A 13547-nucleotide genomic window follows, 5' to 3' on the forward strand; every position below is an offset into this window, starting at 1 on the left:
GTCGCGGCGGACGGGCCGATGCTGCAGATGCGCCCCGACTGCGAACGTTGCGGAACGGACCTGCCGGCGCAGGCACCGGGCGCCTTCATCTGCAGCTTCGAATGCACGTTCTGCGCCGCCTGTGCCGAGGCGCTCGACGATCGCTGCCCGAACTGCGGCGGCGAGCTGATGGACCGGCCGACCCGGGCGAAGGCGCTGCTCGGCAAGTATCCGCCCTCCGCCGAACGCAGGTTCCGCGCATGAACGCGCCGCCACGCGTCCTCGCCATTGCCGGGTCCGACAGTTCGGGCGGGGCCGGCATCCAGGCCGACATCAAGACGGTCACCATGCTGGGCGGCTATGCGATGACCGCGATCACCGCGATCACCGCGCAGAACACGACCGGGGTGCAGGCGGTCGAACCGCTCGCCCCCGAGCTTGTGGCACAGCAGGCGCGTAGCTGCCTCGACGACATCGGCGCCGACGCGGTGAAGATCGGCATGCTCGGATCGCCCGCCACGGCCCGCGCCGTGGCCGACCTGCTGGCCGGATTCGATGGCCACGTGGTGTTCGACCCGGTCATGGTCGCGACCAGCGGCGCGGTGCTGGCGGACGAAGAGACGATCGAGGCCTTCGGCGCGCTGATGCGCCGCGCCACCCTGGCCACCCCCAACCTGCCCGAACTGGCCGCGCTGACCGGAATGCCCTGCGCCACCCCGGACGAGATCGCCGCCGCCGCGCACCGCCTGGCGCAGGACCACGGCTGCGCGGTCCTGGCCAAGGGCGGGCACGGGGCCGAAGCGCGGGTGACCGACCGGCTGGTGCACACCAGCGGCGATTTCGCCTCGTTCGGCGATGCGCGGATCGAGACCCGCCATACCCACGGCACCGGCTGCACGCTGTCGTCGGCGATCGCGACCCTGCTCGGGCATGGCCAGCCGCTCGAACACGCGGTGCGGCTGGGCCGGCGCTTCGTGATCGAGGCGCTGCGCAAGGCCCCCGGGTTCGGCGCGGGCCACGGCCCGCTGGGCCATCAGGCGGTGCGCGGGGGCAGTTCCTCGACCGGGTCGGCCTCGTAACCGTCGATCTGGTAGAAGCGGGCGATCTTCTCCCACGCTTCGTCCGCGGTCTCGCACCAGCGGAACAGTTCCAGGTCCTTGTGGCTGATCGTCCCCTCGTCGGCCAGCGCCTCGAAATCGATCACCCGGTTCCAGAAATCCTTGCCGAACAGCAGGATCGGCATGGGTTTCATCTTGCCCGTCTGGATCAGCGTCAGCAGTTCGAAGAACTCGTCGAACGTGCCGAAACCGCCGGGGAAGACCGCCACCGCCTTGGCCCGCAGCAGGAAATGCATCTTGCGCAGCGCGAAGTAGTGGAACTGGAACGAGAGATAGGGCGTGACATAGGGATTGGGCGCCTGCTCGTGCGGCAGGACGATGTTGAGCCCGATCGATTCCGCCCCCGCGTCGCTCGCGCCCTTGTTCGCGGCTTCCATGATCGAGGGGCCGCCGCCCGAGCAGACGACGAACTGGCGCTTGCCCCCTTCGATGATCGACTTCTCGCTGACCATCTTCGACAGCTTGTAGGCCTCGCCGTAGTACTTCGCCTTCCGCGCCAGGTTCTCGACCACGCGGCGCTCGTCGTCCGGCAGGTCCTTCGCGCCGGCCAGCGCCTCGTCTACCGCCTCGGGCGGGGGAATGCGCGCGGAACCATACATGACGAGGGTGGAGCCGACCCCGGCCTCGTCCAGCAGCATTTCGGGCTTCAGCAGCTCCAGCTGGAAGCGGACCGGGCGCAGTTCGTCGCGCAGCAGGAAGTCGGTGTCGCGAAACGCCAGCTTGTAGGCCGGGTGGCGCGTCTGCGGCGTCTGCGGCATCGCCGCGTCGGAGAAGGCGGCTTCCTGGTCTGCGGGGTAGAACTTGCGGTCGGCGAGATCGCGCTCGCCGCGTGTTTCGTTTTCTTCGCTCATCGGCCTTCCCATAGGCCCGCCGCCGCGGGGCGGCAATGCCCCGCCGCGGCAGGGCCGGCGAGGCCGCGCCCCGGCCCCGCCCGCAACCTCGACGGGCTTTCCCGCTTACAGACCTTGCAATTGATAATTGATCGCATTAGCAGGCCTCGCGACTCACCAGAAGGATAGTTCATGCGACTCGTTCGGTTTTCCCTGCTCTGCGCGACCGCCCTCGCGCCCCTCCCCGCTCTCGCCGCCACCGACGACGCTGCCGCCGCCGATGCCGCCGCGCCGCGCCAGATCGTGGTGACCGGCGCGCGGGAGGAAAGCAGCACCGCGACCAAGACCGACACCCCGATCATCGAGACGCCGCAGCCGATCACCGTGGTCGACGACGAGCTCTACCTGGCCCAGGGCGCAATCTCGGTCAGCGACACGCTCAACTACGTCTCCGGCGTGACGGCCAATCCCTATGGCCCCGACAGCCGCGTCGACGGGGCCTTCGTGCGCGGGATCAACGCGCTGCAGTTCCGCGACGGGATGCGCGACGTGTTCAGCTACTACGCCAGCATCCGGTCCGACCCGTACAACTTCGACCAGGTGGAACTTGTCCGCGGGCCGGCCTCGGTCCTGTTCGGGCAGGGTTCGCTCGGCGGGATCATCAACATGGTTTCCAAGCGCCCCGGGTTCGAAACCGCGGGCGAGCTGTCGGTTCGCTACGGTTCGCACGATCGCAAGGAAGTGCTGGCCGACCTTACCGGCGGGCTGACCGACACCGTCGCCGGCCGCGTGGTCGCGCGGCTGCGCGGTTCGGACACGCAGACCGATTTCGTGTCGGACGACCGGGTGATGATCTCCCCCTCGCTGACTTTCGCGCCCTCGCCCGACAGCGAGCTAACGCTGATCGGCCTCTACCAGGAAGACGACAGCGGCTCGACGTCGCAGTTCCTCCCGCTGGTCGGCACGATCCTGCCCAATCCCAACGGGCGGCTGCCCAACGACCTGTTCGTCGGCAAGCCCGGCTGGGACCGCTACGACGGCCGCCTGCTGCAGGGCACGGCGCTGTTCGAACAGCGCTTCGGCGAAGCGGCGACGCTGAACCTCAAGGCCCGCTACATCGATAGCGATGTGACCTATCTCACGCATTACGCGAACAGCTATTCGAACCCGGCCAATCCCTACCTCGACCCGGAGCAGCGGCTGATCGGCCTCTATTCCGACGGCAGCCTGGCACGGATGGAGATCTTCTCCTCCGACAACAACGTGCAGTTCGATTTCGGCACCGGTTCGAACGTCGAACACGTCCTGCTCGCCGGCGTCGACTACAGCTGGAACCGCGTGCGCAAGACGGGCGGCTTCGGCTACGAGGTGATCGACATCTACGACATCGACCGCGCGGCCCTGTCCGATTACGGAGGGGGCCTGCCGCAGCCGACCAGCTCCTCCGACGTCGAGCAGGAACAGGTCGGGTTCTACCTGCAGGACCAGGTCCGCTTCTTCGACCGCGCCTCGCTCGTGCTCGGCGTGCGCCACGACCTCGCCGAATCGCACGCCGCCGGTGTCGAGCAGTACGACGCCAGCGCCACCAGCTTCCGCGCCGGCGTGATTGCCGAAGTGATCGACGGGGTTTCGCCCTTCTTCAGCTATACCGAGAGCTTCGAACCGGTTTCGGGCATCACCAGCAGCGGCGCCGCGCTCCGCCCCAAGACCGGGCGCCAGTTCGAAGCGGGGATCAAGTTCCACCCGCTCGATTCGATCATCGTCACCGTCACCGGCTATCGCATCGAGGAAAGCGGCCGCCCGATCGACGATCCCGATTCGGACAACCCCGATCACAAGATCCAGGTCGACGGGGTCGTTTCCAAGGGCTTCGAGTTCGAAGGCAATGCCGCGCTGCCGGGCGAGCTGAACCTGATCGCCAACCTGAGCTACAACGAGGCGGAGATCGCGGGCACCGGGCAGCAGCTCGACAACGTGCCCAGGTTCAACGCCTCGCTGTGGGGGACCAGGCGTTTCGCCCTGTCCGAAGACGCGTCGCTGCTGATCGGCAGCGGGGTGCGCCACGTGGGCAAGAACCGGTCCTACGGCCCGGCCTTCCCCGACGGCATCGTGACGCCGGCCTTCACCCTCGTCGATGCCTTCGCCGAAGTCAGCGTGGACCGGTGGAGCTTCGCGATCAACGCGACCAACCTGTTCGACAAGCGCTATTACTCCGCCTGTCTCGCGCGCGGCGACTGCTTCATGGGCAGCGAGCGCAACGTGTTCGGCACGGTGAGCTACCACTTCTGATGGCGGGTGGGGGGCTCACCGCGGCCGGAGCGGCACTGGCGGTTGTCGCGGTGCTGGTCCTGCGCCTGTCATGGGGGCGGCCGGGCCGTTCGCACGCGCTCAACGCGGCCGGCTGGGCGCTTGCGGCGCTCGGCCTCGCCGCCGGGTGCAGCGCGGCGGGCGCCTGGGGGCTGGCGGTCGTCACGCTCTGCGCCATGGGCGCGGCCTGCTGCGTCCTCGCGCGCGAGGCCTGGGCCTCGCCGCGCGCCCGCGCCCCCGCATCGAGGCGCCGGGCCGGGATCATGCCCGAAGGCGATGCCTCGCTGCACCTCGGGCGGCGCGCGCTGACTGTCGTGCTGGTCGCGGCCGCGGGCTTTGCCGCATCGGTGGCCTTCGCCGTCGGCGTGCGCTGGTTCGCCGCGGCAATGGGCGCGGGGGAAGCCGATGCCAATGTCCTGGCGCTGTTCGCCGCGCCGGTCGTATGGACGGCGATCGCCTTCATGGTGCTGACGGCCGCGAGCCGGCGGCGCCAGCTGGTCATCCTCGCGCTGGCGGCCGCGCCGGCGCTGACGGTATTGTTGTGAGGGAGCCGACGATGGGCGCGAGTATCGAACCGGGCACGGTCAAGCGGGCGCTTTCGGCCCATGCCGCGATCGGCCTGCTGGCCGGCGCGATCCTCTACATCCTCTGCCTGACGGGAACGATCGCGGTCTTCTACGTCGAGATGCAGCGTCTCGAACAACCCGGCGCGCCGGAAATGGCGGAAATCGCGCCCGAGGCGGTCCAGCGCGGGGTCGAGGCCGTACTCGCGCGCGAGGCGCAGGAAGGCCTCGCGCCGACGAGCCATCTCTACGTCCACATCCCGGTCGAGGAACTGCCCCGCGCGACGATCACGACCGACAGCAACGCGTTCCACCTCGATGCCGCGGGGAACATCGCGATGCCCGAACGGATCGCGTGGAACGATTTCCTCGTCCACCTGCACTACACGCTCAACCTCCCCTCGCTGGTCGGGATCACGATCGTCGGCGCGTTCGGGGTCATGATGCTGGCGCTGTCGCTCTCGGGCGTCCTCGCCCACCCGCGCATCTTCCGCGACGCCTTCCGCCTGCGCGCGCGCAACAACGCCGGGGTCGGCCTGACCGACTGGCACAACCGGCTGAGCGTGTGGACCCTGCCCTTCGGCGTCGCGATCGCGCTGACCGGGGCGCTGATCGGGCTGGCGACGGTGACCGCCTATGGCATTGCCGAAAGCGCCTACGACGGCGATGTCGCGGCGGTCTATGGCCCGGTGTTCGGGGAAGAGGCCGCGCCCGATCCGTCCCCCGCCCCCGCGCCCGACGTGGCCGCGGCCCTGCAGTACATGGCCCGCGAACATCCCGGGGTTCGCCTGACGTATGCGATCCTGCACGACCCGCTGACCGCGGGGCAGCACGTGCAGATGGTGGGCGAGCATGATCGGCGGCTGATCTTCGGCGAATACTACGCCTTCGACAGCCAGGGCCGCTTCGCCGGCACGACCGGCATGGCCGACGGGGCCCTGGGCCAGCAGGCCGCCGCCTCGACCTACAAGCTGCATTTCGGCAATTTCGGCGGCGTCTGGGTCAAGATCGCCTATGTCGTGCTGGGCGCGGCGCTGACGGCGGTCTGCGCCACCGGGACCTATATCTGGCTGGGCAAGCGCCGCCGCCGCGGGATCGAGGAGCCGCGCCTGCGCGCCGCCTGGACGGGGGTGGTCGTGGGCACGCCGGTGGCCCTGCTGGCGACCGTCGCCGCGCGGGTCGCGATCGGCAACGAGGCCCCCTTCGCGGCGATTTTCTGGATCGCCCTCGCCGCCTGGATCGCCGCCGCCGTCGCCCTGGCCGCCCGCCGCCGCCCCGCCCCCGAGGCCCTGCCCGCCTGACCCGCTGCACCGGGCACCGCGCGAGAAACGCGGCCTGCCCGGATGCCTTCACGCGAGCGGAGCGCGCTGCGGGACCGGCAGCCGCTCGATCACCCCATCCCGATCGTAGTAGGGTCCATCGTATCCGGGATAGACAGTGGCTCGGACCCGGCGTTTGATTTCGTCTGGGGTCATGTCGTCGGTCAGGCGCTTGAGCGCGTTCATTTCCTTGAAGGTGTACGGCTTGCGCGACCAGCTCCGGTCCGCTCGCGGCAGAGGGTGCCCCTCGGCCAGCAAGGCGCAGATGTCGCGAAACATGCCGAGCATGGTTTCCATCGTCGCAAGCTTCAGCGTCTCCACCGAGTCGCTCGCCTTTACCGGGAAGCGCCGCTCGAGGATCACGTCCCCGGTGTCGACCTTCGGAAGCATGTGGTGGCAGGTAGCCCCATACTCCGGCGCCTCGTCGTAAAGCGCGAAGTTGTAGCAGCCGCTGCCGGGGTAGTCCGTGGACGCCGGGTGGAAGTTGATCGCAGTACGAAAGCGGGCGAGCTCGGCCCGCGTGACGATCCACGGCGAGAGGAAAGAGATCAAGATGTCGCCCGCGCGCTCCAGGCAGGCAGGACGCTGGTCGCCAACCGCCCCGTCAGCACATTCGGCATCCGGCCAATGAAGCCGCACAACAGATTGCGCGCTTTTGCAGAATCCATCCGCCTTGCTAAGAACAACCACCCTCATGATGATGACTGTAACACAGAAATAACAAATAGACGAATCAAATACTCGCGTCGCGACCGATCGGTATACTAAGTATAACTTGCTGTCATTTCGCAGTTTTTCCGAGGTGCACTTCGCTTGGCAGAGGTGCGCAACATGGAGGCGGCGCATGGATGCCCCCCACACGAAGCTCAGCGCCAACTTCACCCTGGGCGAGCCGCCAGCCATATAAAGCCGGGTTCGAGGCGTGTGCGGCAAGGTGGAGGCAATCCGGCCGCATGATGCAGCGGCGCGGGCAGGCTCGATCGATGCTGATGGGGGCTAGAGGACAGTGACGGTTACGCTGTCCGGGAAATGCGCCGCTAATGTCGATGCGATCTGCGGGCACGATACGGAGGCGCAGGTTGTGGCGGGAGTTGAACCAAACCAGCCGGACCTCCAGGGTTGCGCCGACTGGTCGATCGCAACCTCTGCGCCATAAGGCACGCAAAGCGCCCTCGTCTCATCCATCGCCGCATGCAGCCATCGGTGGTAATCGTCCACCCGCAGGATCCGGCATACGATTGCGTCCTTCACGACTGCCTCGGCAGCGTCGGTCATCACCATCGGATAGCAGTCGCCCCACTCGGATGGCGAGGACGAACGCGCGTTTTCCGCCCGAGCCGGCGCTTGGCCGCCAGCATTGGGTAAACGGCGGAAACCCGTGGGATTCGGCCGCAACAAACTGCAACACGATATGCCACCCCGATCTCAGAGCCGCGTCCGCAAGTGTTTGATCTTGGAGAAGGAAAGCTGGATGCCCCGCGTGGATTCGAACCACGATTGACGGAGTCAGAGTCCGTAGTCTTACCATTAGACGACGGGGCATTGTGCGCGACGGGTCGCGAGGGGGCGCATCTAGGTTTGCGCGCGGCGCAGGTCAAGCCCGTCTGTGCACCCCGCGCGCGGCGATGCCCCGGCGACCCGAAGGGCGCGCTTGCCGCCACCCCTCGCGCGCGCTAGCATCGGCGCCAGGTCCCCGCGCGGCCTTGCGCGGGAGGATAAAGAAAGCATTGGGAACATGGCGGATCTTTCTCCGCCGGACAGAGACAGGAGACCAGGCGCGCACAAGGGCAAGTCGTCCGGCAAGGTAGCTGACTTCCGCTACAAGCGCCCCGCGCCATCGGAGAGGAAAGCATCGGGCAAGCGCCCGGCGCGTCGCGGCGAATCCCGCCAGGGATCGCCCCAGCGGCGGCAGGCCTATGCCGCGCTGGACCTCGGCACCAACAATTGCCGGCTCCTGATCGCCCGCCCCTCGGGCGAGAACTTCACCGTGATCGACGCGTTCAGCCGCGTCGTGCGCCTGGGCGAAGGGCTCGCGAAATCGGGCCGGTTGAGCGAGGAAGCGATGGAGCGGACGCTCGGCGCGCTCCACGTCTGCGCCGACAAGCTGCGCCGGCGCAACGTCCACCTGGCCCGCTCGGTCGCGACCGAGGCCTGCCGCCGCGCGGCCAACGGCGAACAGTTCATCGAGCGGGTGCGCCGCGAAACCGGCATCGTGCTCGACATCATCTCCGCCCAGGAAGAGGCGCGCCTGGCGGTCCTGGGCTGTCACATCCTGCTCGAAGACGGGGCCGGCCCGGCGGTGATCTTCGACATCGGCGGCGGATCGACCGAACTGGTGCTGATCGAACCGGGCGGGCCGGTGCCGCGCATCCTCGACTGGCAGAGCGTGCCCTGGGGCGTCGTCTCGCTGACCGACACGGTCGGCCCGGTTTCCGGCGCGCCCGCCGCGCGCGAGGCGCGTTATGCCGAGATGCGCCGCGTCGTGGCCGAGAGCTTCGCCGCCTTCGCCCGGCGGATCGCCCCGGTCGCCGCGCGGGCCGACGATATCCGCCTGCTGGGCACGAGCGGCACGGTGACCACGCTCGCCAGCGTGCACCTCGAACTGCCGCAGTACGATCGCCGCGCGGTCGACGGGCTGATCGTCCCGTCCACCGCGATGCGCGAGGTCAGCATGCGGCTTGCGGCGATGTCCCCCCGCGAACGCGGCGGCCTGCCGTGCATCGGGAACGACCGGGCGGAACTGGTCGTCGCGGGCTGCGCGATCCTCGAATCGATCCTCGACATATGGCCCGCCAAACGGCTCGGCGTGGCCGACCGCGGGATCCGCGAAGGAATCCTGCGCAGCCTGATGGCGTCCGAAACCGCGCCGGCGGGCGGCCGCGCCCCGGCTTCCGCCCCAGCCTCCGCCACCCCCGCCGCCGCCGCCGGCGCCGGGCAGGAGCGCGGCTGATGGCGCGCTCCGGCCGCAATCCCGACAAGCGCGTGCGCAGCGCCAAGGGGCGCACCGCGTCCTCCACGCGCTGGCTCGAACGCCAACTCAACGACCCCTACGTCCGCCAGGCCAAGGCCGACGGCTATCGCAGCCGCGCCGCCTACAAGCTGGCCGAGCTGGACGAGAAATTCGGCCTCCTGCGCGGGGTGCGCCGGGTGGTGGACCTGGGCATCGCCCCGGGCGGGTGGAGCCAGGTCGTGCGCCGACGCGCGCCGGGCGCGGCGATCGTCGGCATCGACCTGCTCGAAGTCGAGCCGATCGAAGGGGTCGCGATCCTGCAGATGGATTTCATGGCGGACGAGGCGCCGGCGGCGCTGGCCGATGCGCTGGACGGGCCGCCCGACCTGGTCCTGTCGGACATGGCGGCCAACACCGTCGGCCACAAGCAGACCGATCACTTGCGCACGATGGGCCTGGTGGAGGCGGCGGCCTGGTTCGCGGCCGAGAACCTGGCGCCGGGCGGCGCCTTCGTGGCCAAGGTCCTGGCCGGGGGCACCGATACCGAGCTGCTGGCCCTGCTCAAGAAGCATTTCCGCACGGTCAAGCACGCCAAGCCGCCGGCGAGCCGCAAGGGCTCGTCCGAATGGTACGTCGTGGCGCAGGGGTTCAAGGGGCGCGACTGACCGCGCCCCTTCGCGAACGGAGTATTATTCGCCGACCGGGTTGGTCTGGTCCGCCCCGGGGGCGGTCATGTCCGCCTCGGGCGTGTCGGCCTGGCCGCCGGCATCGGCCTCGGCCGCCTCGATCGCGGTATCGCCCTCGTCCGTCGCCTCTTCGGGCAGCGGCTCGGGCAGCGCGGGGCCGCCGCCGTTCTGGTACATGTAGAGGATGATGTTGGCGCGGTCTTCCGGACTGGAAAGGCCGGCGAAGCTCATCTTCGTGCCCGGCGCGAACGAGCGCGGGCTTTCGAGCCAGTCGAACATGGCCTCGTAAGTCCACGAGCCGCCGTGGCTGGCCAGGGCGTCGCTATAGGCGAAGCCGGGCGCATGCTGGCCGATCGTCGTTCCCATGATGCCGAACAGGTTCGGGCCCTGCCCGTCCGCCCCGCCCGAATTGAACGTGTGGCAGGTGCCGCAGCGCGACGTCGCCGCCGCTTCGCCCATCGCCGCGTCGGCATTGGCCAGCAGCGCGCCGATATCGAGCGCTTCCTCGCCGCCTTCGCCTTCCTCGGCAACACCCTCGATCGGATAGCCGCCGTCTTCCGGCGCGTGGGCCGCGAAGTAGCGCGAGCTGACGCTGGAAAGCCCCAGGCCCACGATCCCGGCGAAGAGGAGCCATCCGGCAGCGGTGTTGAAACGGTCGGTCATGCGTCAAATGTCCGTGAAATACGGTTGTGGCGGTTTTCGCGCGCCGCTCTAGTCGGCACCCCCGGCAAGCGCAAGCCATATGTCTTGCCGCATCCCCGGCGCCGGTCTACGCGCTGGCCCGCCATGCACAGCTTTCCCACCCCCGCGCTCGCGCTGGTCGAGCGGATGCGCGCCGCCGCGGCCGAGGACCCGTCGCGCGCGATCGCCTTCCAGGGCGCGCCCGGCGCCAATTCGCATCGCGCGGCCTGCGAGGCGGCGCCCGATCACCTGCCGCTGCCCTGTTTCGGGTTCGAGGACGCGCTGGAGGCGGTGAAGGACGGGCGCGCCGGCAGCGCGATCATCCCGATCGAGAACAGCCAGCACGGCCGCGTGGCCGACATTCATTTCCTGCTGCCGCAAAGCGGGCTGTGCATCGTGGGCGAACACTTCATGCGCATCACCCATGCGCTGATGGCCGTGCCGCATGACGACGGCACGTTCGGCCCGTTCGAGGCGGCTTACAGCCACCCGCAGGCGCTCGGCCAGTCGCGCCTGTTCCTGCGCGAGCGGGGCATCGTCCCGCTCAGCCACGCCGACACCGCCGGGGCGGCCGCCTTCGTCGCCGAGAAGGCGAACCCGCGCCTCGCCGCGATCGCCCCGCGCCTGGCGGGCGAGCTCTACGGGCTCGAGGTGGTCGAGGACCGGGTGGAGGATGCGCCCGACAACACGACCCGCTTCGTGATCCTGGCGCCCGAGCCGCTCGACCCGGCGCGCTTCAGCGGCGATACGGCGATGACGACTTTCGTGTTCGAGATAAGGAACGTGCCCGCCGCGCTCTACAAGGCGCTCGGCTGCTTCGCGACCAACGGGGTCAACATGACCAAGCTGGAAAGCTACCAGCAGGGGGCCAGCTTCGCCGCGACGATGTTCTACGCCGATATCGTCGGCGCTCCGGGCGATCCGCGGGTGGACAGCGCGCTGGAGGAACTGGCCTTCCACTGCAAGGAACTGCGGCTGCTGGGCTCCTATCGCCAGGCCCGCGCGCGCGGCTGAGCCTCCAGGGCGGCCCGGCCCGAGTCCGAGCCCGAGTCCGGCCCCAGCCCGCCCCCCAGGCCGTTCGGACCAGCCTCGATCGAAAGGCCGCGCCTGCGGGCTTGCACGCCCCGGTGCGACCTGTCACCACTCCGCCGGTGACGAGGGCGGCAGGGGACATCGCGGCGGAGGCCACGGCCGGCGACGCGCCGGCGCAGGACGCCTGGGCCGCCGTGCGCGCGGAAGACGCGATCCAGTTCGCCCCGGTCGAGGCGCCCGCGGCCGCGCCCCCGCCTGGCTGGCTGACCGCCTTCTTCTCTTTCCTGGGCGACGTGCTGGGCGCCATCGCCCGCGTGCTGGGCCTGTCGTGGCCGGTGGCCAGGTGGGTCCTGCTGGCGCTGGCCGTCGCGCTGCTCGCCTGGCTGCTCTGGCGCCTGCTCTCCCCGCTGCTGGCGCGCGAAGGGCCGCCCGAAGCCGAGGGCGAGGACGCGCCCTGGACGCCCGAGCGGTCCGCGGCCCTCGCCCTGCTGGAAGAGGCCGACCGCCTCGCGGCAGAGGGGCGTTACGACGAGGCGACGCACCACCTCCTCCGGCGCAGCGTCGGGCAGATCGCCGCCGCCCGCCCCGGCTGGGTCGAACCGTCGAGCACCGCGCGCGAGCTGGCCATGCTGCCCGGCCTGCCCGAACCCGCGCGCGAGGCCTTCGCGACGATCGCCGGCCGGGTCGAGCGCAGCCTGTTCGCGCTGCGCAGCCTGGCGCGCGAGGACTGGCAGGCCGCGCGCGACGCCTATGCCCGCTTCGCCCTCCAGCCGCTGGCGGACCGGGCATGAAAGGCGCGCCGCCGGCCTTCAACCCGCGGGTCGTGCTGGGCATCGTGGTGTTCGGCGCCGCGGCTTTCCTGGCAACGCTCTACTTCATCGCGGCGGGCCAGACGTCGGGCGGCTCGGCGGGCAGCGGGCACGCCATCGCGCGCGGGCTCGACGGCTATGCCGCGCTCGTCCGCCTGCTGGAGGAAGAGGGGCACGAGGTGCGCGTTTCGCGCAGCGCGGCTTCGCTCGACGAAGAAAACCTGCTGGTCCTGGCCCCGCCCCACAGCGCCGACGGGGAGGAGATCGCCGAGATCGTCTCCCGCCGGCGCTACGCCGGGCCGACGATCCTGGTCCTGCCCAAGTGGATCGCGTTCGAAATCCCGGCCCGCGCCCCGGTCGGGGCGGAAGACGGCTGGGTCTACCTGGCCGATGCGCGCCCGCCGCAATGGGTGGAGGATTTCGAAGGCCGCTACGCGACCGGGCTGGCCCCGCTGGCGCTGGACGGCGACGGCGCGGCGCACTGGCAGATGGGCGCCCGGCGCGGGGCGATGCCCGATCCGGGCAATCTCCAGGTCCTCGAATACGGGACGGTGATCCCGCTCGTCACCGCGGCCGAGGGCAGCGTCCTTGCCGGCTACTACGACGACGGCGGTTATTACCCGGTGCTGGACGAGGCAGCGGGCCTGCCGCGCGCCGACCCGGAGGCCGACGATCTCGACACCGATCGCTGGAACTTCACCGTCGTCGCCGACCCCGACCTGTTCAACAACTATGGCATGGCCGACCGCGAACGGGCCGCGCTGGCCCACGCGCTGATCGACACCGCGATGGAAGGGCAGGACATGCCGATCGTGTTCGACGTGACGCTGAACGGGCTGGGCGCGAACAGGAGCCTGCTGACGCTGGCCTTCACGCCGCCCTTCCTCGCGGCCACGCTGTGCCTGCTGCTTGCGCTGGCGATCGTCGGCTGGCGCGCGTTCCGCCGGTTCGGCCCGCCGCTGGCCGAAGCGCGCGCGATCGCTTTCGGCAAGGGCAGCCTGGTCGCCAACAGCGCCGCCTTCACCCTGCGCACCGGGCGGCTCCACCTGCTGACCGCGCCCTATGCCCGCGCGGTGCGGCAGCGGATCGCCGATGCCCTGCACTTGCGCCGGCCCGACGACGCGGCGCTCGATCGCGCGATCGCCCGCCGCCTGCCCGGCGCGCCGCCCTTCGCCGAACTGGCGGCCGCGCTCGACACGGCCGGGCGGCCCCAGGAAATCCTGCGCGCCGCGCGCGCGCTGAAATCCCTCGAAAGGAAACTGGTTCGATGACG

General features: G+C 70.0%; 14 protein-coding genes and 1 tRNA gene. 10 read left to right on the plus strand and 5 right to left on the minus strand.

What is annotated here, in order from left to right; translation table 11 throughout:
* Positions 1-18 precede the first annotated feature (18 nt).
* Positions 19-243, plus strand: a complete 225-nt coding sequence (locus tag T8T98_RS12445; RefSeq protein WP_160734247.1) for a DUF1272 domain-containing protein — start codon at positions 19-21, stop codon at positions 241-243.
* Complete coding sequence (thiD, locus tag T8T98_RS12450; RefSeq protein WP_251104962.1) at positions 240-1058, plus strand: bifunctional hydroxymethylpyrimidine kinase/phosphomethylpyrimidine kinase; 819 nt, start codon at positions 240-242, stop codon at positions 1056-1058. The genes T8T98_RS12445 and thiD overlap by 4 nt, the downstream gene beginning before the upstream one ends.
* Here thiD and T8T98_RS12455 read toward each other — a convergent pair.
* Entirely contained in the window at positions 1013-1948 is a 936-nt protein-coding gene (locus T8T98_RS12455) for an LOG family protein (protein WP_160734245.1), read from the minus strand. The two genes, thiD and T8T98_RS12455, sit on opposite strands and share 46 nt — an antisense overlap.
* A gap of 171 nt (positions 1949-2119) precedes the next feature.
* Here T8T98_RS12455 and T8T98_RS12460 point away from each other — a divergent pair, with 171 nt between their 5' ends.
* From T8T98_RS12460 to T8T98_RS12470, 3 genes are read left to right on the plus strand one after another with little or no spacing between them, the layout of a single operon-like run.
* Complete coding sequence (locus T8T98_RS12460) at positions 2120-4216, plus strand: TonB-dependent siderophore receptor (RefSeq protein ID WP_251104961.1); 2097 nt, start codon at positions 2120-2122, stop codon at positions 4214-4216.
* A complete protein-coding gene (locus tag T8T98_RS12465) occupies positions 4216-4779 on the plus strand; it encodes a hypothetical protein (RefSeq protein WP_251104960.1) in 564 nt (187 codons plus the stop codon). The genes T8T98_RS12460 and T8T98_RS12465 overlap by 1 nt, the downstream gene beginning before the upstream one ends.
* Positions 4780-4790: 11 nt before the next feature.
* Positions 4791-6098 (plus strand): PepSY-associated TM helix domain-containing protein, encoded by a 1308-nt coding sequence (locus tag T8T98_RS12470; protein WP_251104959.1) that lies wholly within the window; start codon positions 4791-4793, stop codon positions 6096-6098.
* A gap of 48 nt (positions 6099-6146) precedes the next feature.
* On the opposite strand, the gene T8T98_RS12475 is transcribed toward T8T98_RS12470, so the two are convergent.
* The 3 genes from T8T98_RS12475 to T8T98_RS12485 all read right to left on the minus strand — a co-directional run bounded on the left by T8T98_RS12475 (position 6147) and on the right by T8T98_RS12485 (position 7658).
* Positions 6147-6812 carry a formyltransferase family protein gene (locus T8T98_RS12475; protein WP_251104958.1) on the minus strand — a complete coding sequence of 222 codons (666 nt, stop codon included), beginning with the start codon at positions 6810-6812 and terminating at the stop codon, positions 6147-6149.
* 300 nt (positions 6813-7112) lie between these two features.
* Entirely contained in the window at positions 7113-7391 is a 279-nt protein-coding gene (locus tag T8T98_RS12480; RefSeq protein WP_251104957.1) for a hypothetical protein, read from the minus strand.
* Between the two features lie 193 nt (positions 7392-7584).
* Positions 7585-7658 (minus strand) — tRNA-Gln (locus tag T8T98_RS12485).
* A 193-nt stretch (positions 7659-7851) separates the two neighbouring features.
* On the opposite strand from T8T98_RS12485, the gene T8T98_RS12490 reads away from it, so the two are divergent.
* Positions 7852-9066, plus strand: coding sequence for a Ppx/GppA phosphatase family protein (locus T8T98_RS12490; protein ID WP_251104912.1), 1215 nt, complete (start codon positions 7852-7854; stop codon positions 9064-9066).
* Positions 9066-9731 carry an RlmE family RNA methyltransferase gene (locus T8T98_RS12495; protein WP_160734238.1) on the plus strand — a complete coding sequence of 222 codons (666 nt, stop codon included), beginning with the start codon at positions 9066-9068 and terminating at the stop codon, positions 9729-9731. The genes T8T98_RS12490 and T8T98_RS12495 overlap by 1 nt, the downstream gene beginning before the upstream one ends.
* A gap of 24 nt (positions 9732-9755) precedes the next feature.
* Here the strand turns inward: T8T98_RS12495 and T8T98_RS12500 are convergent, their stop codons facing one another.
* Complete coding sequence (locus T8T98_RS12500; RefSeq protein ID WP_251104911.1) at positions 9756-10415, minus strand: c-type cytochrome; 660 nt, start codon at positions 10413-10415, stop codon at positions 9756-9758.
* Between the two features lie 123 nt (positions 10416-10538).
* On the opposite strand from T8T98_RS12500, the gene T8T98_RS12505 reads away from it, so the two are divergent.
* From T8T98_RS12505 to T8T98_RS12515, 3 genes are all read left to right on the plus strand, one after another.
* Complete coding sequence (locus tag T8T98_RS12505; protein WP_160734236.1) at positions 10539-11447, plus strand: prephenate dehydratase; 909 nt, start codon at positions 10539-10541, stop codon at positions 11445-11447.
* Between the two features lie 137 nt (positions 11448-11584).
* Positions 11585-12256 carry a hypothetical protein gene (locus T8T98_RS12510; RefSeq protein ID WP_251104910.1) on the plus strand — a complete coding sequence of 224 codons (672 nt, stop codon included), beginning with the start codon at positions 11585-11587 and terminating at the stop codon, positions 12254-12256.
* Positions 12253-13545: a DUF4350 domain-containing protein gene (locus tag T8T98_RS12515; RefSeq protein ID WP_251104909.1), complete on the plus strand. Its 1293-nt coding sequence runs from the start codon at positions 12253-12255 to the stop codon at positions 13543-13545. The genes T8T98_RS12510 and T8T98_RS12515 overlap by 4 nt, the downstream gene beginning before the upstream one ends.
* Positions 13546-13547: the final 2 nt, after the last annotated feature.

Source organism: Pelagerythrobacter marinus, assembly GCF_034375205.1.
Taxonomy (GTDB): domain Bacteria; phylum Pseudomonadota; class Alphaproteobacteria; order Sphingomonadales; family Sphingomonadaceae; genus Pelagerythrobacter; species Pelagerythrobacter marinus.